Here is a 16466-nt window from a genome sequence, read left to right on the forward strand (position 1 = left end):
TCCCGCAGTTCCTCCCGCAGCACCGGCCTCACCGGTACTCCGACAGCCTGCGGCCTATGCCGAGGACGGCCCCGGCCGCGCCGAGGACGGCCAGGACGGCCGCCCCGGCGGCCATGCCCGCGAACGCGCCGCGCCCGTCGTCGGCCGCCTGCCGGAACTCGTCCTGCTCGTGGGCGAGGGCGCGCTCCAGTTCGGTGTCCACCCGGTCGAAGGACTGGCCGGTGCTGTCCTTGTCGCCGATCACCTTGCGCAGGGCCTCGTCGTAGTCGCCGTGGTCGTCGGCGAGCGTCCGGGCCCGGCCGTGGCGCTGCTGCCACTCGCGGACGTCCTTGACGGCGGCGTCGACCGGGTCGCGGCCCTCGGCGTCGTGGGCCAGCGCCCGGGCGCGGCCCAGCAGGCTGTCCTCGCGCGCGGGGCCCGTGTCGCCGCCGACGAGCCGCCCCATGCCGCTGCGGTAGTTGCTCTCGTACTGGTCGTCGCCGTTCTTCGCGAGCACGGCGCCGCGGGCGACCATCGTGAGGTTCTCGTCGCCGCGGGCCTGGAGGGAGCCGATCCTCGCCTCGGTGAGCGCCTGGAGGGATCTCGCGCCGTGGGCGTAGGAGTCCTCCAGGCCGGAGCGGGCCACGGCGTGGCCGGCGACCAGCCACAGCAGGACGACGGCGGTGGCCGCGGTGGCCGCCAGCAGGCCGTGGTTGAAGACCCGGTTCGTGCGGAGGTAGTTGCGCCGCTGGGCCCACCCGAGGGCGCCGAGCGCGACGGCGCCGAGGGCCAGGGCGGCCCACGGCCAGGACTTCGCGTCGTCGTAGTCGGCGCCGAGGCGGCCCGTCTCGGCCTCGTACAGGCCGCGGGCGGCGGGCAGCAGGTCGTCGCGCATGCGGTCGCCCGCGTAGCGCAGGTAGGCGCCGCCGAGCGGCAGGCCCTGGCGGTTGTTGGCGCGGGCGGCCTCCACGAGGCCGGTGTAGCGCGGCAGCCCCTCGCTGAGGGCGGCGATCCGGCGGCGCGCGGCGTCCGAGCCCTCGCGGCTCGCCGCGGCCTTGACGAGCAGCCGGGAGGCGAGCGCGATGTCCTTCTCGTAGCGCTGCCGGACCGCGCGCGGCTCCTGGCCGCCGGCGAGGAAGCCGCTCGCGGCCGTGGTGTCGGCGTCGGCGAGGGAGCGGTAGATGGCGGCGGCGTCGGCGCTCAGCGGCTGGCTGGTGCCCACGACGCCGTCCGCGGCGGTGGACCGGGCCGTGACCTGCCAGGCGGTGACCGCCCCGAACGCCACCAGGACCAGGGCCAGGACGGCGCCGATGACGCGCAGCCGGCCGGGCTCGGTGACGGCCGCGGCCCGCACGCGGTCGAGTGCCTCGCGCCAGGCCGGGACGGCGGCGGTGCGGCCGGGCGCCCCCCGTGGGCCCTCCGCCGGCTGCGGCTGTGACACGTGACCTCCCCCTCGGTCGCTGAGGGCGGCCCGTTGCCCGTGTGCGCAGGGAACAGGTGCCCGGCCAGCAGTATGGCCGCAAGGTCCGGCAAAAACACCGTCGCGGGCGGATCTTGTACGGACCGCGGCCGTCACGGGGGCCCGGGGCGGCCCTCGTTCCCCATCACGCCCGCCGGCCCGGTGCGGTTCCCCGCGCCGGGCCGGCGGGCGGGTGCGCCCGTCGCCTGCCGTGCCTTACGCGTACGTGTAGTACGAGCTGTGGTCGAGCATCTGGGCGGGGGTGACGTTGTTCCACGGGCGCATGGTGTCGTTGAGGTCCACGACGTTCGCGGTGCCGGCGGCCGGCAGGTACGCCGACTCCGGGTGCCTGCGCTGCCACTCCGACCACAGCTTGTCGATGTGGCAGTGGTGCAGCCAGAAGACGGGGTCGTTGGGGGAGACGCCGGTGGCCATCTGGCCGCCCATCCACACGTGGACGCTGTTGTGGACGCGCCCGGCGCCGCGCCAGCCCTCCAGGTAGTTGCGGAAGCTGCCCTCGGAGGCGCTGTTCCACGGGGCCGTGTCGTAGACCGGCATGGCCAGGACGGCGTCCACCTGGGCGCGCGTGGGCAGCGTGCCCGACGCGCCTATCTCGCGCTGCAGGAAGGGGCGGTTGTCGACGCTGACGTTGATGTTCCACTTGCCCGTGGAGTAGGCGAACGGGCCGGTGGTGACCTGCGCGTCACGGCTGCGGCCGTTGCCGCCCATGAAGTCGGCGCCGAAGATCGAGGCGTTGGCCGTGCGGTCGGCGGTCCAGTCCCAGTAGGGGAGCGTGACCGAGGCGTCGACCTTCTGCAGCTCCTGCTCGAACTGGATCAGGAAGCGGCGGTGCCAGGGCAGGAAGGAGGGGGAACGGTGGCCGACGCGGTCGCTGTCGTCCCGGTCGCTCATGATGAACTCGTTGTGCGTCTTGACGAAGCCGTCGTACACGCCGGTGCGCTTGAGCTCCAGTACGGCGTTGACGAAGTTGCGCTTCTCGGTGGCGGTCAGGTTCGCCTGGTTCTTGCGCACTGCCATGGGGTTCGTGTCCTCGTGGGTAAAGAAGTGTGGTCGGTGGTGTCCGTGCGGCAGTGGCCGGTCAGTTCATCGCGATCGGGGTGAGCACCGCGCCCCGGAGCTTCTCGACGGCGGCGCGGGTGAGGGCCAGCGGCTGGTCGAACGTCTGGTAGTGGTTCACGACGCTGATCCAGGAGCCGTCGGCGTTCTGCATGACGTGCAGTTCCTTGCCGTCGATGGTGACGGCGAAGCCGCCGTGGTGGGCCTCGTGGCCGCTCGTGGCCGGCTGCCCGACGATGTGGCGGCCCTGGTAGACCTCGTCGAACGGCATGGGGCCGCTGCCGTGGCCCTCGTGACCGGTGTGGTCCATGGTGTGGCCGGAGTGGTCGGCCGCCCGCGCGCCGGTGGCGACGAGCGCCACGCCGGCGGCGGCAGCGGCGGTTCCTCTGAGCACGACGCGTCGGCTGACGTTGGACGACATGGTCGGTCCCCCTCGGATAGGTGCGCCGAAAAGGCGCGGAATGGTCGATCAGTGGCGGAAGTTGTCACGAATGCAGCCGTAAATCCCTTTTGATGGCGGTTGCTTGTTGTATTTCGTGATCAATCCGTGCGGGCGGATGCTCGCATGTTCGAGGGGGACTCGTGGGGTGGTTGGCTGCTTTTGGGACATTCAGGTAAATGAAGGGTCAACAAATCCCAGGGGAGGAATTTCTGGCGAATGGCCTTGTTGACGCCATGTCAGGAAACTCGGTGGTTTCCGGCGGCCCGGACAGAAGATCTTCCGGCGGCGGGTGGCGTGCGGTGACGCCTCTCACGATGTGAACGTGACGTGAAGAAAGCGGCGGTACTGCGGATTCCGGCCACGGAACATGAGATTCCGCAAATGCGGCAAACGGGCCTGCGGTCCCGGCGAACAGCCCGCGCTCCGGCGAGCCAGCCCCGCGGTCCGGCGAACGGCCCCGCGGTCCGGCGATCAGCCCTACGCGTAGTGCGCGCGCAGCCGCCCGTACGCCTCCGCCGGGGCCTCCGCCCGGTCCAGCGCCAGCAGCGCCGCACCCAGCACCGGCGGGGCCGTCACCACCACCGGCACGGCCTTCGGCGCGCGCCGGGCCAGCAGGGCCACCACGCGCGCGTGCAGCAGCGGGTGCCGGGCCGCGAGCACCCCGCCGCCCAGCACCACCGGCACCTCCGCCCCCAGCAGGCCCAGCCGCTCCAGCGCGACCGCGGCCATGGTGACGACCTCCTCCGCCTGCCGGACCACGATCCCGCGGGCGACCGGATCGCCACCGGCCGCCACCGCGAACAGCACCGGCACCAGCTCGTGCCGCCGCCGCGCAGGCACCGAGCCCAGGTGCAGCGCCTCGATCAGCGCGGTCATGCCGTCCAGGCCGAAGTGCGCGGGCAGGGCGCGGGCCAGGGCGGTGGGCCCGCCGCGGCCGTCAGCCGCCCGCGCCGCCCACCACAGCGCCTCCTCCGCGAGGTCCACGCCGCCGCCCCGGTCACCGGAGAGCCGCCCGAGCGCGAGGAAGCGGGCCGTCCGCCCGCCCGGCCCGAGGCCCGCGCAGTTGATGCCCGCCCCGCACACCACCGCGACGCCCGCCGGCTCGCCGCCGTCGGGCAGCCCCGCCCGCAGCAGTGCGAAGGTGTCGTTGGCGACGGCGACCGTCCGCCCCCACCCCCGCGCGGCGACCTCGGCCGTCAGCTGCTCCTCCTCCACCGGCAGGTCGCAGTTGGCCAGGCACGCCTGGACGTGGGCGGCGTACGGGGGCGCGGCCGGCCCGGCGGCAGCGGTGGCCCGCTCCACGAGCTCCGCCAGGCCGTCCACCGCGCGCCGCAGGCCCGCCCCCTGCGGTTGGAAACCGCCGCCCCGCGCCGCCCCCAGCACCACGCCGTCCGGCCCCACCAGCGCCACGTCGGTCTTGCTGTTGCCCGCGTCGACCGCAAGCAGCGCGCCGCCCGGGCCCGTCTCCCGTCCGGGCGGCGCGCCGCCGTGCGTCACGCCCACGCGAGGTGCTCCCGGTTGTGCGCGAGGAGGGCGTCGGTCAGCCGGTCGGCGTGGTCGAGCTGCCCGACCAGCGGGTGCGCGAGCAGCGCCGCGAACACGCGGTCCCGCCCGCCCTTCAGCGCGGCCTCCAGCGCCAGGTGCTCGTACGCCGTGACGCTCGCGACCAGCCCCGCGTACAGCGGTTCCAGCGGGCGGACGGGCAGCGGGCGCGCGCCCCGGGCGTCCACGGCCGCCGGCACCTCGATCACCGCGTCGTCCGGCAGGAAGGGCAGCGTGCCGGCGTTGAAGGCGTTGACGACCTGGACGTCGCCGGTGTCCCGCAGCAGGGACGCGGTGAGGGCCACCGCCGCCTCCGAGTAGAAGGCGCCGCCGCGCTTCGCCAGCAGCGCGGGCTTCTCGTCGAGCGCGGGGTCGGCGTACAGGGCCAGCAGCTCCCGCTCCATCGCGGCGACTTCGGCCGCGCGCGAGGGCTTGGCCCGCAGCTCCCGGACCACCTCGTCGTGCTGGTAGAAGTAGCGCAGGTAATAGGACGGCACGACGCCGAGCCGGTCCACGACCGAGCGCGGCATGCGCAGGTCCCCGGCGATGGCGTCACCGTGCTCGGCGATCAGCCGCGGCAGGACGTCCTGCCCGCCCACCGTCACCGACCGCTCCCACGTGAGGTGGTTGAGGCCGACGTGCTCCAGCGCCACCTCCTCCGGAGCCACCCCCAGCAGCCGGGCGAACTTCCGCTGGAAGCCGATGGCCACGTTGCACAGCCCCACGGCCCGGTGCCCGGCCGTCAGCAGCGCCCTGGTGACGATGCCGACCGGGTTCGTGAAGTCCACGATCCAGGCGTCCGGGCTGCGGCGCCGTACGCGCTCGGCGATGTCCAGCACCACCGGGACCGTGCGCAGCGCCTTGGCGAGCCCGCCCGCGCCGGTGGTCTCCTGGCCGACGCAGCCGCACTCCAGCGGCCAGGTCTCGTCCCGCTGCCGCGCCGCCTGCCCGCCCACGCGCAGCTGCAGCAGCACGGCGTCCGCGCCGTCCACGCCCGCGTCGAGGTCCGCGGTCCACGAAACCCGGCCGGGGTGGCCCTGCCGGGCCAGGATCCGCCGCGCGAGCCCGCCGACGAGCTCCAGCCGCTCCGCGTCCGGGTCGATCAGGACGAGCTCCGTCACCGGGAGCGCATCGCGCAGCCGGGCGAAGCCGTCGACGAGTTCGGGGGTGTAGGTGGAGCCGCCCCCCACCACTGCGAGCTTCAACCTTGACTCCTGTCGGGTCGTAACCGGACCCGGGACCGGGACCGGAACCGGCCCGCAGCCGGGCCGGGCCGTGCAGGGGTGCCCGTCAGGCCGTGTCGAACACGACCTCCCGGGCCGCCGCGAGCGCCGTCCGCAGCGCGCCGGCCAGCACCGGATCGCCCTCGACGGTGCTCAGCCGCAACTGCGGCCGGGGCAGGGCCAGCCCGGTGAGCTCGGCCTCGGCCATCGCGCGCAACCGCTCGCCGCCCGCCCGGCACACCGCGCCGGAGAGCACCACCAGGGCCGGGTCGACCACCGCCACGACGGCCGCGAGCCCGACGGCCAGCCGCCTGCCCAGCTCGGCGAAGACGTCGTCGCCGGCGCCCGGCAGCTCCGCCGCGCGGGCGAGCGCCTCGGCAGCCGTACGGGCCTCGATGCCGTGGGAGCGGGCCAGGGCGACGACGGCCGGGGCGGCGACGAGCAGCTGGAAGCCCCCGCCGCCGTCCGGGCCGGCCGTGGCGTCGTCCCCGCCGCGCGCGAGCGGTGCGCCCGGCAGCGGCATGTAGCCGATCTCGCCGGCGCCGCCCGTGGCCCCGCGCAGCAGCCGCCCGCCGAGCACGATCGCCGCGCCGACGCCCTCGTCCGCCCACACCAGCACGTAGTCGCCGCAGTCCCGGGCCGCGCCGCCGTGCTGTTCCGCGACGGCGGCGAGGTTGACGTCGTTCTCGATGACGACGGGCGTGCCCACGGCCTCGGCGAGCTCGTCGCGCAGGGCGGGCGACTGCCAGCCCGGCAGGTGCGGGGCGTAGCGCAGGGCGCCGGTGCGCGGGTCGAGGGCGCCGGGGGTGCCGATGACGGTGCGGTGCAGGGCGTCGCGGCCGAGCCCGGCGGCGGCCAGGGCGCCGTCGACGGCCTCCGCGACGAGCCCGGCGGTGCGGCGCGGGTCCTGCTCCGTGCGCACGCGGTGCTCGCCGACGACGGTGCCGGCGATGTCCGCGACGCGCGCGGTGATGCCCTCGGGGCTCACGGCCAGCGCGGCGACGTGGGCGATGCCCGGGTCGACCTCGTACAGCCGGGCGCTGGGCCCGGGCCGCCCGGTGACGCTGCCGGTGCGGCGCACCAGGCCGGCGGTCTCCAGGCGGGTGAGCAGCTGGGAGGCGGTGGGCTTGGACAGGCCGGTCAGCTCCCCGAGGCGGGTGCGGGTGAGCGGGCCGTGGGCGATGAGGAGGTCGAGGGCGGCGCGGTCGTTCATGGCGCGCAGCACGCGCGGCGTTCCCGGGGCCCCGGCCATCTCGCTCCCTGTCCGTCAGGAAATCTGTTAGGAAACCTTCCTATCAACCGGGAGCGTAGGAGTCCGCCCGGCCGGGCGTCAACGGACCGCCCGGAAAATCGCGAGACGCATCGCCCGAACGCTGTTAATTTCCGTGACCATGCAACCGCTCGCCGACCACGACATACGCGCGTCCTTCATCAACTGCTCCAAGGGAGAGGCCCGCCGGATCGCGCTTCCGCGCAACCTCTCCGAACTCCCCTGGGAGGACCTCGACTTCCTGGGCTGGCGCGACCCGGGCGCGCCGGACCGCGGCTACGTCGTCGCCGAACGCGACGGCAAGCTGACCGGTGTGACCCTGCGGGTGCCGCAGGGCGGGCCGCGGAGCATGGCGAAGTCCACGATGTGCTCGCTGTGCCTGACGAGCCACCCGGGCTCGGGCGTCTCCCTGCTGGCGGCCCGCCGGGTCGGTCCCGCGGGCCGCGAGGGCAACACGGTCGGCGCGTACATGTGCGCGGACCTGGCCTGCTCGCTCTACGTGCGCGGCAAGAAGGTCCCCCAGATGGCGATGCGCTACAAGGAGACGCTCGGCGTGGAGGAGCGGGTGGCCCGCATGCTCGCGAACCTGGACGACTTCCTGGGGAAGGTCCGGCGCGGGGAGACACCCGCCGCATAGCCGGGGGCCCGCCCCGGGCGCCGGCCAGGGGCGGTTCCTCGTCCGTCCGGCGCCCGGGAGCGGGCGGCGGCCTACTTCCCGAGCGGCTGCCCCTGCGGGATCGGCGTCGTCGCCTGGGACTGCGGCGAGGAGGGGTTGGCCAGGACGGACGGGGCGGCGACGGCGGCCATCGGGTCCGGCCCGCCCTCCGTCTCCAGGTTCGCCTCCAGCGGGCGCCCGACGATCCGGATCCCCTCCGCGTCCAGCGCCTGCTTGATGCGCCAGCGCAGCTCCCGCTCGACGCCCAGCGCCTTGCCCGGCATCGTCTTGGCCGACACCCGGATGACCACCGAGTCCAGGTAGACCGCGTTCAGGCCCAGGACCTCGACGGGCTCCCAGAGCCGCTCCGTCCACGGCTCGGTCTTCTGCATCTCCTCGCCCGTCCGGGTGAGGACCTCGCGCACCCGGTCCAGGTCCTCGTCCGAGCGGACCTGGACGTCGACGCCGGCCGTGGCCCAGCCCTGGCTCAGGTTGCCGATGCGCTTGACCTCGCCGTTGCGCACGTACCAGATCTCGCCGTCCGAGCCGCGCAGCTTCGTCACGCGCAGGCCCACCTCGATGACCTCGCCGGAGGCGACCCCCGCGTCGATCGTGTCACCGACGCCGTACTGGTCCTCCAGGATCATGAAGACGCCCGAGAGGAAGTCGGTGACCAGGTTCCGGGCGCCGAAACCGATGGCGACGCCCGCCACGCCCGCGCTCGCCAGCAGCGGCGCCAGGTTGATCTTCAGCACCGACAGCACGGTCAGCGCCGCCGTACCCATGATCAGGAACGAGGTGACGCTGCGCAGCACCGAGCCGATGGCCTCCGAGCGCTGCCGGCGCCGCTCCGCGTTGACGAGCAGGCCGCCGAGGGCCGTGCCGTCGACGGCCGAGGCCGTGCGGTTCATCCGGGCTATGAGGCGGGTGATGGCACGCCGGATCAGGGAGCGCATCACGACCGCGATGACGACGATCAGGATGATGCGCAGGCTGTTGCTGAGCCAGACGGACCAGTTCTCCTCGACCCAGCCGGCGGCGTCGTTCGCCGTCCGTTGTGCCTCGTCGAGAGAGACAGGACGAGGCGTCGCGTCTTCTGCGGCCAGGGCAGCGGACCAGAACACTGCAGGAACCCTCCGTGTGTGATACCGGCCCGGGGAGGCGGGCGGGCAAGACCCCCCACAGTAGCGGGGCGCAGGTGATCGTCCGTTGCTGTGTTCGAGATGCGACCGGTCCTGAGCGGGGGATGAACAAGATGTGTTCCAAAACACCCGTGACCCGTTACCCGGTCATGGTGGCGCTCCGACCAGGGGCCGGGGGACACTTGCAGGAGATCGTCCCGGCGCGAGCCACGCGCCGCCGGCGTACAAGGAGGCACCCGTGCCGCATGTCCTGGTCCTCAACGCGTCGTACGAGCCGCTCGGCGTCGTACCGCTCCGCCGCGCGCTCATACTCGTCCTCAATGAGAAGGCCGTCAGCCTCGAGGACACCGGCGCCTATATGCACAGTGCAACGTGCACCATCCCCGCTCCCAGCGTGGTCCGCCTCAAACGCTTCGTGCGCGTGCCCTTTCGGGGGCCCGTCCCGCTCACCCGCCGTGCTCTCTTCGCCCGTGACGGCGGGCGCTGCGCGTATTGCGGTGGCGTCGCAACCAGCGTCGATCACGTGGTCCCGCGCAGCCGCGGCGGCCAGCACGCCTGGGAGAACGTGGTGGCGGCCTGCCGCCGCTGCAATCACGTCAAGGCCGACCGGCACGTCGCGGAGCTGGGGTGGCGGCTGCGCCACCAGCCCGCGCCGCCGTCCGGCCTGGCCTGGCGCATCATCGGCACGGGCCATAGGGATCCGCGCTGGCTGCCTTATCTGGAGGCATTCGGCGCGGAGGACGCGATGGCCCGGATCGACGGCATTTCCGCCTGACGGTTCCGGGCCATTGCCGTGTCCCGGGCGCCGGGCGGGCCGGAGGACCGGCCCGTCCGGCGCTTGAGGACGCCCCGGTCAGGGTGCCACCGCGTACGCCTCCACGCCCTGCAGCGCCTTCCCGTCCTGCACGCGGACGAAGCGGGTGTCCGGCGCGTCCAGGCGCACCGCCTCCGTGCCCTCCTCGCCGGAGGCCGCGGCGGCGTCCCGCCAGGTGCGGCCGTCCGCGGAGACCTGGACGCGGCGGCGCGCCGCCTCCTTCCCGTCCTGTCCTTCCCGCCAGTGCAGCACCAGCTTCCCCAGCCGTACGGGGCGGGCCAGCTCCAGCTGCCGGACGTCCCCGTCCGGGGAGCTCAGGGCCGCGCCGCGGGCCAGGTCGGGCCCGCCGGCCTGCGGGTACGCCCGCACGGTCAGCGTCCGCTCCTGATCGCCGAGCCGCACCGGCACGGTGAAGGTGCGGGCCGAGCCGCCCGCCGGGACCGCGAGCTCGATCCGGGCCGTGGTCACCCCGCCGCGAGCCACCGTCACCTCGGCGGGGGCCTTGACCGTGACGCCGTCGGGCGCCCGCACGGTGAGCTTCTCGCGCACCTGCTCCGGGCGCCGGTTGATCATCCGCACGTCCACCGCCGCCGGGCGCCCGCCGAGCTCCGCGTCCGCGGCCTCGTGCGCGAGCTCGACGTCCGCCGTGGGCGTGTCCGCGAACCAGGGGGCGAGCTCGTGGACGGGCGGCGGCGTGCCGCCCCCCTCCCACACCACCCGCAGCGCGTCCGCCCGCAGGCCCTTGCCCGGCACCTGCGTCCAGCCGCTGTCCGACACCGCACCCAGCGGCTGCCAGCCCTTGGCGGCGTCGCGGCCCCAGACCGTGCCGCGCGCGCCCGGGGCGGGGGCGGTGAGCACCGTGACGGCCGTCAGCGGCCGCGGCCCGTCCAGCCGTACGGTCAGCGGCTCGTCCGCGGAGCCCGTGAAGGCGGTGGCGGGGTCGCCGTCGGTCGCCGCGCCCGCGGAGCGCACCGGCCGGTCCACGCCCGTCCAGCCGTTCGCCCGCGCCAGGGCCTGGTCGAGGAAGGGGGTGAGCACGCCCTTGCCGACCGTCGCCGGGCTGTCCTTGATCCGCCCGCGCAGCCGCTGCACGTCCAGCTGGGCCCGCCAGGCCTCCGCGCCGTCGCCGCGCGCCTGGGCGAGCAGCATGTCCAGCGCCCGCGCCCCCGCCTCGCCGTGCCGCGCGAGCTGCTCCAGCCAGGGGCCGACCTCGTCGCCGAAGGTCCCCGACAGGTGCTGCGGGGCGTCCCGCATCGTGCCGAAGGCGGCCCGCAGCCGGTCCGCAGCCTCCTCCCGGGCCTTGGCGTCCGTGCCCGCCAGGGCGGCCCAGAACGCGTCCAGCAGCGGGCGCAGGTATGCCGACTCCTCGCCGCCGAGGACGGAGGACGCGTCGTTGCCCGCCAGGGCCCGCAGCGCCTCCCGGGTGCGCGGGTCAGGACCGGCCAGGTCGTCGACCGCGGCCCGCCACGAGTCCTGCGGGCGGTAGCCGCGCGGGTTCCACGCGTAGTCCGCCGCCGTGAACAGCGGGATGCGCGAGACGGCGGCCTGGGACGACGCGTTGGCCAGCAGCGCGGCGGAGCCCGCCGCGACGGCCGGCTCGCGGCCGGTGTACGGGCCGAGGAAGATACGGTCCTGCGCGAAGTCGTTGACCGGGTAGTTGTCCATCGTCACCAGCGGGTGCCCGAACGCCGCCCGGGCGTCGGCCAGTTCGCCGCCGGTGATGGTCTTCGGCACCACCCCGACGCCCGTCCACGCCACCTCCACGCGCGGGTCGAGCTCCTCCGCGAGCGCGCGCCGGAACGCCGTCCGCCCGTCCTGGTAGTACTCGGTCGGCAGCAGCGACAGCGGGGCCGCCTCCGGGCCCTTCGCCGCCAGGTGCGCCGCCAGCTCGCCCGCGACCTTCGCCTGCGCCTTCGCCGCCGCCTTCGGCCCAGAACCGAACGCGTCCGCGTCCGCCCCGCAGTGCCACTCGCTGTAGCTCACGTCCTGGAACTGCAGCTGGAAGGCGCGGAACCCCAGCGCCCACATGCCGTCCACCTTGCGCTTGAGCGCCCGCAGGTCCTCCGCCGAGGAGAAGCACATCGCCTGACCCGGCGTCACCGCCCACGCCAGCGTCACGTGGTTGCGGCGGGCCCGGTCGGCCAGCTCCCGGAACTCCTCGCGCTGCGCCGCGGGGTAGGCGGCGCGCCAGCGGGCCTGCCGGTACGGGTCGTCGCCCGGCGCGTACAGGTACCGGTTCTGCTTGGTGCGGCCCATGAAGTCCAGCTGCGCCAGCCGCTGCTCGCGCGACCAGGGCTCGCCGTAGAAGCCCTCGGACAGCCCCCGCACCGCCGTGCCCGGCCAGTCGCGGACCACCGCCCCCGCGAAGCCCTTCGCGCCGCCCTGCTCCACCGTCAGCTGCCGCAGCGTCTGCACCGCGTGGAACAGCCCGTCCGTTCCCGTGCCCGCGAGCGCGGCCGTCGGCCGGCCCGCCACCTGACCCGTCGCCAGGCGGTAGCCTCCGGCCGGCAAGTCCCCGGCCTCCGGCGCGCCCAGCGCCCGCAGCGCCTCCTCGGCGCCCTGCCCGCCCGCGTAGACGATCAGCCCGCTCGGGGGCGGCGTCCCGCCGGGCGCCGCGTCCACGACCGCACGGGCGCCCGCCGCGCGCAGCAGGTCGCGCAGCGCGTCCACCGCGTACGGGTCGGTGCCCGGCTCCGTCATCAGCGTGACCTCGCCGCCGACCGGGGCGAACGAGCCGAGGGCCCGCGCGGCCTGGGGCCGCGGCCACACCGGCGGCAGGGCGCCCTCGCCCTGCGGGTCGGTCGCGGCGGCCGCGGCATCGCCCGGCCGGGGCACCGCCGCGGCCCCGGGCGCACCCGCCAGCAGGCCGCTGAGCAGGGCCGCCGCGAGGACGGTCACCCCGGCGCGGCGGGGGCGCGCGGGCCCGTGGCCGCCGGGTGAGGAGTCGCTGCCCCGGAAGTGCACGGCCGTCTCCCTCGCCCTGTCGGTACTCCAGACGGGGGCGAGCCCATCACCAGCAGATGGGCGTGTCAACGCACGTGACCGAAGTGCCTGTATTGCCCGGCGCGTCGACCGCGAAAGCCGAACCTCCGCGGGTGAACGGGAATTCGAGTGGTGTCCCGCCGCCCAGCGGCGGGTACGGCCTTCGGCACGGACACCCCGCGGAGGTGGTGATGGCCGAGGTGCTCACGTCCAGGGCACGGCTCGCAGCCCTGCACGGCGTCGCGACGTCGTACGGTCCCGCGCCCGGCCGCAGCGCCGGCGTGCCCGAGGACACCGTCGTGGCCGTCCTCGCGGCGCTCGGAGTCGACGCCGCCACGCCCGCCGCCGTCCGCGACGCCCTGGCCGCCCACGAGGAGGCCGCACGCCGCAGGCTGCTGCCCGCCACGGTGGTCCTGCGCGCGGGGCGCGGCCCGCTGCCCGCCCTGCCGCCGGGCACCGAGGCCTGCGTGGAGACGGAGGACGGGGAGGTCGTCGTCCTGGACCTCACCTCCGGCGGCCCCGGGGCGGGCGGCGGCACGCGCCCGGCAGGTACGGGCGGGGCCGGTGTCCGCGCTTCTGCCCCGCTCCCGCTCGGCACGCACGTGCTGCGCGCCCACGCCCCCGACGGCCGCTCCGCCGCCGCCTCCCTGATCGTCGCCCCCGACCGGCTGCCCGCCCCGCCCGCGCGCGGCCACGGCTTCCTCGTCCAGCTGTACTCCCTGCTCTCCGCCCGCTCCTGGGGCATGGGCGACCTCGGCGACCTGGCCGCGCTCGCCGCCTGGTCCGGCCGCGCCTTCGGCACCGACTTCGTCCAGGTCAACCCCCTGCACGCAGCCGTGCCCGGCGCCGGCGGCGCCCCCACCGACCCCTCGCCCTACCGGCCCTCGTCCCGCCGCTTCCCCGACCCCGTCCACCTGCGCGTCACCGACGTCCCCGAGTTCGCGCGGCTCACCGGCGAGCCGCGCGAGCGGGCGGGACACCTCCTCGGCCGGGCCGCCGCCCTGCGCGACGCCGTGCTCCTCAAGGGCGAGCTCATCGACCGCGACGCCGTCTGGGAGCTCAAGCGGCGCGCCCTGGAGCTCGTCCGCTCCGTCCCGCTCGCCCCCGCCCGCCGGGCCGCCTACGAGACCTTCGTCGCCGAGCAGGGCCGCGCCCTCGACGACCACTGCGCCTGGAACGCCCTCGCCGAGCTGCACGGCCCGCACTGGCGCTCGTGGCCCGGCGGCCTCGCCGACCCCCGCTCCGCCGCCACCGCCCGCGCCCGCACCCGCCTGGCCGGCCGCATCGACTTCCACCGCTGGCTCGCCTGGCTCACCGACGAGCAGCTCGCGGCCGCGCAGGCCGCCGCCCGCTCGGCCGGCATGCGCGTCGGCCTCGTCCACGACCTCGCCGTCGGCGTCCACCCCTCCGGCGCGGACACCTGGGCGCAGCAGGACGCCTTCGCCGCCGGCATGTCCGTCGGCGCGCCGCCCGACGCCTTCAGCCCCCGCGGCCAGGACTGGGGCCTGCCGCCCTGGCGCCCCGACGCCCTGGAAGCCGGCGGCTACCGCCCCTACCGCGAGCTGCTGCGCGGCCTCCTGCGCCACGCGGGCGGCCTGCGCGTCGACCACGTCATGGGCCTGTTCCGCCTGTGGTGGGTGCCGGAGGGCGAGGAGCCCACGCGCGGCACGTACGTCCGCTACGACCCCGAGGCCATGCTCGGCGTCCTCGCCCTGGAGGCCCACCGCGCGGGCGCCACGGTGGTGGGGGAGGACCTGGGGACGGTCGAGCCGGGCGTGCGGGAGGCGCTGGCCGAGCGCGGGGTGCTCGGGACGTCGGTGCTGTGGTTCGAGCGGGACTACGCGCAGGACCCCGCGCCGCCGCTGCCGCCCGCCCGGTGGCGCACCGGCTGCCTGGCCACCGCCACCACGCACGACCTGCCCAGCACCGCCGCCCGCCTCACCGGCGACCACGTCGCCCTGCGCCACCGGCTGGGCCTGCTCACCCGGCCGCTCGGCGAGGAGCAGCAGGAGGACGCCCGGGAGGTGGGGGAGTGGCTGGAGCTCTTCCGGCGGCTCGGCCTGCTGCCCGAGGGGCCGGCCGGCGAGGAGGAGGCCGTCCTGGCCGTCCACCGCTATCTGATGCTCACCCCCGCCCGCCTGATCGGCATCTGGCTGCCGGACGCCGTCGGCGACCGCCGCCCGCAGAACCTCCCCGGCACGTGGGACCAGTACCCGAACTGGCGGCTGCCCGTCGCCGGGCCCGACGGGCGCCCCCTCTCCCTTGAGGAGCTGGCCGCCTCACCCCGGCTGCGGGCCCTGATGGCCGAGGTCGGAGCGGCGGCGGGCCCGTAGCACCACCCCCGGACGCGCGGGTCTCCCGGGCTCCCGATATCTTGAGGCCGTGAGCAACAAGAACAAGAACGCCGTGCGAGCCGGTGCCGTCTCGGCCGGCACGCTGCTGATGCTGCTGATGTCGTCCCCCGCGTTCGCGCTCACCCGCGACGACGGTGACGACCCGGGTCCGGGCCTGAGCGTGATCAACACCCTCGGCCTCTACGTCGCCGCACCGATCGTCCTCTTCCTGGTGATCGCCGGCCTCGTGATGGTCGCCGCCAGGCACTCGGACAACCCGCACACGATCGACACCCACCACCCGCGCACGCGCTAGCCGCTCCTTCCGCTTCAGCCCGGTGCCCCCGGTCCTCTCGAGGACCGGGGGCACCGGGCTTTTCCGCGTGTGTTCCCGCCCTCTTTTCCGGAGCGAGGGATTTCGCTTTACGGCCTCCTTAACCTACGGTGTCGTAACCTACGGAACCGTAAGTGCGATCATCCCCCCAGGAGCTGTTTGTGACCATCGCCCCCCTCCGCCACCACGCCCGGGCCATGTGGAGCGACAGCCGCCTGCTGTACGCGCTCGAAGAGGTCGTCGAAGCCGAGCTCAACCGGCATCTGAAGATCGCCAAGGAGTGGATGCCGCACGAGTACGTGCCGTGGAGCGACGGCCGTGACTTCGACGGCGTCATGGGCGGCGAGGCCTGGTCACCCGAGCAGTCCAAGGTCTCCGACATCGGCCGCACCGCCCTCGTGGTCAACCTCCTCACCGAGGACAACCTCCCCAGCTACCACCACGAGATCGCCCAGCTCTTCGGCCGCGACGGCGCCTGGGGCACGTGGGTGCACCGCTGGACGGCGGAGGAGGGCCGGCACGGCATCGTCATGCGGGACTACCTGCTGACCTCGCGGGCCGTCGACCCCGTCGCCCTGGAGCGGTTCCGGATGGCCCACATGAGCGAGGGCTTCGAGTCCGACAACCGGCACAGCATGCTCCACTCGGTCGCCTATGTGGCCTTCCAGGAGCTCGCCACGCGGATCTCGCACCGCAACACCGGGCGGCACTCCGGCGACCCCGTCTGCGAGCGGATGCTCGCCCGGATCGCCACCGACGAGAACCTTCACATGGTCTTCTACCGCAACCTGCTCGGGAAGGCGTTCGAGCTGGCCCCTGACCAGACGATGTCCGCCGTCCGTGACGTCGTCGTCAACTTCCGGATGCCCGGGCACGGCATCCCCGGCTTCGAGCGGGCCGCCGCCCAGATGGCGATCGGCGGCATCTACAACCTGCGCATCCACCACGACGACGTGCTCCAGCCGGTGCTGCGCTTCCTGAAGGTCCTGGAAATCACCGGCCTGGGCCCGGAGGGCCTCCGCGCCCAGGAGGAACTGGGCGCGTTCATGGCGGGCCTGGACGACCAGGCCACGAAGTTCGACGAGCGCCGGGCAGCCCTCCTGGCCCGCCGCGCCGCACGGGCCGAAAAGGCCTGAGGCCGGCCAAGGGCGCTCGCACCGAGTCAAGGGTGCTCGCACGCACCCTTGAATCCGCCGCGACGGCGATCAGCCACA

At 75.0% G+C, this 16466-nt stretch carries 13 protein-coding genes; 5 read left to right on the plus strand and 8 right to left on the minus strand.

The window, feature by feature from the left end; genetic code table 11:
- Window positions 1-28: 28 nt before the first annotated feature.
- From ACFZCD_RS24800 to ACFZCD_RS24825, 6 genes are all read right to left on the minus strand, one after another.
- On the minus strand, window positions 29-1420 hold the full coding sequence (locus tag ACFZCD_RS24800; protein WP_391834390.1) for a hypothetical protein: 1392 nt from the start codon (window positions 1418-1420) through the stop codon (window positions 29-31).
- 234 nt (window positions 1421-1654) lie between these two features.
- Window positions 1655-2476 (minus strand): tyrosinase family protein, encoded by an 822-nt coding sequence (locus ACFZCD_RS24805; protein ID WP_391834392.1) that lies wholly within the window; start codon window positions 2474-2476, stop codon window positions 1655-1657.
- Window positions 2477-2537: 61 nt separating this feature from the next.
- Window positions 2538-2936 (minus strand): tyrosinase cofactor, encoded by a 399-nt coding sequence (locus ACFZCD_RS24810; protein WP_391834394.1) that lies wholly within the window; start codon window positions 2934-2936, stop codon window positions 2538-2540.
- 498 nt (window positions 2937-3434) lie between these two features.
- The gene (locus ACFZCD_RS24815; RefSeq protein WP_391834396.1) at window positions 3435-4460 is read right to left on the minus strand and encodes an N-acetylglucosamine kinase; all 1026 of its coding nucleotides are present in this window, start codon (window positions 4458-4460) and stop codon (window positions 3435-3437) included.
- Complete coding sequence (locus ACFZCD_RS24820) at window positions 4451-5689, minus strand: 6-phospho-beta-glucosidase (protein ID WP_391834844.1); 1239 nt, start codon at window positions 5687-5689, stop codon at window positions 4451-4453. The genes ACFZCD_RS24815 and ACFZCD_RS24820 overlap by 10 nt, the downstream gene beginning before the upstream one ends.
- Before the next feature lie 100 nt (window positions 5690-5789).
- Entirely contained in the window at window positions 5790-6974 is a 1185-nt protein-coding gene (locus ACFZCD_RS24825) for an ROK family protein (RefSeq protein WP_391834398.1), read from the minus strand.
- A 139-nt stretch (window positions 6975-7113) separates the two neighbouring features.
- Between ACFZCD_RS24825 and ACFZCD_RS24830 the strand changes: the two genes are divergently transcribed.
- Window positions 7114-7629 carry an FBP domain-containing protein gene (locus ACFZCD_RS24830; RefSeq protein WP_391834846.1) on the plus strand — a complete coding sequence of 172 codons (516 nt, stop codon included), beginning with the start codon at window positions 7114-7116 and terminating at the stop codon, window positions 7627-7629.
- Between the two features lie 71 nt (window positions 7630-7700).
- Here ACFZCD_RS24830 and ACFZCD_RS24835 read toward each other — a convergent pair whose 3' ends face one another.
- Window positions 7701-8771 (minus strand): mechanosensitive ion channel family protein, encoded by a 1071-nt coding sequence (locus ACFZCD_RS24835; protein WP_391834400.1) that lies wholly within the window; start codon window positions 8769-8771, stop codon window positions 7701-7703.
- 256 nt (window positions 8772-9027) lie between these two features.
- On the opposite strand from ACFZCD_RS24835, the gene ACFZCD_RS24840 reads away from it, so the two are divergent.
- Complete coding sequence (locus tag ACFZCD_RS24840; protein ID WP_030366446.1) at window positions 9028-9564, plus strand: HNH endonuclease; 537 nt, start codon at window positions 9028-9030, stop codon at window positions 9562-9564.
- A gap of 78 nt (window positions 9565-9642) precedes the next feature.
- Here ACFZCD_RS24840 and ACFZCD_RS24845 read toward each other — a convergent pair whose 3' ends face one another.
- Window positions 9643-12567: a beta-N-acetylglucosaminidase domain-containing protein gene (locus ACFZCD_RS24845; protein WP_391834402.1), complete on the minus strand. Its 2925-nt coding sequence runs from the start codon at window positions 12565-12567 to the stop codon at window positions 9643-9645.
- A gap of 209 nt (window positions 12568-12776) precedes the next feature.
- Here ACFZCD_RS24845 and malQ point away from each other — a divergent pair, with 209 nt between their 5' ends.
- The 3 genes from malQ to ACFZCD_RS24860 all read left to right on the plus strand — a co-directional run bounded on the left by malQ (window position 12777) and on the right by ACFZCD_RS24860 (window position 16388).
- Window positions 12777-14918, plus strand: a complete 2142-nt coding sequence (malQ, locus tag ACFZCD_RS24850; protein ID WP_391834404.1) for a 4-alpha-glucanotransferase — start codon at window positions 12777-12779, stop codon at window positions 14916-14918.
- 49 nt (window positions 14919-14967) lie between these two features.
- Window positions 14968-15234: a hypothetical protein gene (locus ACFZCD_RS24855; protein ID WP_391834406.1), complete on the plus strand. Its 267-nt coding sequence runs from the start codon at window positions 14968-14970 to the stop codon at window positions 15232-15234.
- 179 nt (window positions 15235-15413) lie between these two features.
- Window positions 15414-16388, plus strand: a complete 975-nt coding sequence (locus tag ACFZCD_RS24860; protein WP_391834408.1) for an acyl-ACP desaturase — start codon at window positions 15414-15416, stop codon at window positions 16386-16388.
- Window positions 16389-16466: the final 78 nt, after the last annotated feature.

The sequence above is a fragment of the Streptomyces sp. NPDC008001 genome, assembly GCF_042958085.1.
Taxonomy (GTDB): Bacteria; Actinomycetota; Actinomycetes; order Streptomycetales; family Streptomycetaceae; genus Streptomyces.

What these genes read in the sequence shown, in the direction of transcription:
- ACFZCD_RS24810 (WP_391834394.1), bottom strand. Translation starts at nt 2,936, where the DNA reads ATGTCGTCCAACGTCAGCCGACGCGTCGTGCTCAGAGGAACCGCCGCT.
- malQ (WP_391834404.1), top strand. Translation starts at nt 12,777, where the DNA reads ATGGCCGAGGTGCTCACGTCCAGGGCACGGCTCGCAGCCCTGCACGGC.
- ACFZCD_RS24805 (WP_391834392.1), bottom strand. Translation starts at nt 2,476, where the DNA reads ATGGCAGTGCGCAAGAACCAGGCGAACCTGACCGCCACCGAGAAGCGC.
- ACFZCD_RS24825 (WP_391834398.1), bottom strand. Translation starts at nt 6,974, where the DNA reads ATGGCCGGGGCCCCGGGAACGCCGCGCGTGCTGCGCGCCATGAACGAC.
- ACFZCD_RS24830 (WP_391834846.1), top strand. Translation starts at nt 7,114, where the DNA reads ATGCAACCGCTCGCCGACCACGACATACGCGCGTCCTTCATCAACTGC.